The sequence below is a fragment of the Paraburkholderia phymatum genome, assembly GCF_040965635.1.
Classification (GTDB): Bacteria; Pseudomonadota; Gammaproteobacteria; order Burkholderiales; family Burkholderiaceae; genus Paraburkholderia; species Paraburkholderia phymatum_B.
The window spans coordinates 1-1,533 of record NZ_JBFRCH010000091.1 but is presented as its reverse complement, the minus strand read 5'-3'; the positions used below and the strand labels follow the sequence as shown (position 1 = coordinate 1,533).

Sequence of the window (1,533 nt, the reverse complement as noted above, 5' to 3'; positions counted from 1 at the left end):
ATTCAACGGCACATCGGCCCATTCGCGCTGATGCTGACGGGGCTCGGCTCGATCATCGGATCGGGCTGGCTGTTCGGCGCCTGGAAGGCGGCCAAGATTGCAGGTCCTGCCGCGATCTGCGCGTGGGTGATCGGCGCGGTGGTGATTCTCGCGATCGCGCTGACGTACGCCGAGCTGGGCTCGATGTTCCCCGAGTCGGGCGGCATGGTGCGCTACGCGCGCTATTCGCACGGCGCGCTGGTGGGCTTCATCAGCGCATGGGCCAACTGGATCGCGATCGTGTCGGTGATTCCGATCGAGGCCGAGGCCTCGATCCAGTACATGAGCACATGGCCGTACGAGTGGGCGCACAACCTGTTCATCAACGGCGAACTGACGACACCGGGGCTGCTGCTCTCGGCGGTGCTGGTGGTCATCTACTTCCTGCTGAACTACTGGGGCGTGAAGGTCTTTGCGCGCGCCAACACGGCGATCACGATCTTCAAGTTCATCATTCCGGGCCTGACGATTCTGGGCCTGATGATGAGCGGCTTCCACAAGGAAAACCTCGGCGACGGGTTTGGCGGCGCGGGTACCTTCGCGCCGTACGGCTGGTCGGCGGTGCTGACGGCCGTGGCGACGAGCGGCATCGTGTTCGCGTTCAACGGTTTCCAGAGTCCCGTCAATCTGGCGGGCGAGGCGCGCAATCCGGCGAAGAGCGTGCCGTTCGCGGTGATCGGCTCGATCCTGCTGGCGCTGGTGATCTACGTGCTGCTGCAGATCGCGTACATCGGCGCGGTGAGCCCGGCTGACGTGATGAAGGGCTGGAGCCAGTTCAACTTCAAGTCGCCGTTCGCGGAACTGGCGATCGCGCTGAACCTGAACTGGCTGGCAATCCTGCTGTACGTGGACGCGTTCATCAGCCCGAGCGGCACGGGCACGACCTACATGGCGACGACCACGCGCATGATCTACGCGATGGAGCGCAACAACACGATGCCGAAGATGTTCGGCAGCGTGCATCCGCTGTACGGCGTGCCGCGCCCGGCGATGTGGTTCAACCTGCTGGTGTCGTTCATCTTCCTGTTCTTCTTCCGCGGCTGGAGCTCGCTGGCGGCAGTGATTTCGGTCGCGACGGTGATCTCGTACCTGACGGGCCCGATCAGCCTGATGTCGCTGCGCCGCTCGGCGACGGACCTCGAGCGGCCGCTGCATATTCCGGGCATGGGCGTGATCGCGCCGTTCGCATTCGTGTGCGCGTCGCTGATCCTGTACTGGGCGAAGTGGCCGCTGACGGGCGAGATCATCCTGCTGATGATCGTCGCGCTGCCGGTGTTCTTCTATTTCCAGGCGAAGTCGGGCTTCACGGGCTTCAACCAGGACCTGAAGGCGGCGTGGTGGCTGGTCGCGTATCTGCCGGGCATGGCGATCCTGTCGCTGATCGGCAGCAGGCAGTTCGGCGGGATGGGGCTGCTGTCGTATGGCTGGGACATGCTGGTCGTGATCGTGTTCTCGCTCGTGTTCTATTACTGGGGCGTGCATACGGGATATCGC

At 63.8% G+C, this 1,533-nt stretch carries 1 protein-coding gene; it reads left to right on the top strand.

Annotated elements, in window-relative coordinates; all coding sequences use genetic code 11:
* On the top strand, positions 1-1,533 hold a 1,533-nt coding region (locus AB4Y32_RS40270; protein ID WP_368726557.1), incomplete at both ends, for an APC family permease.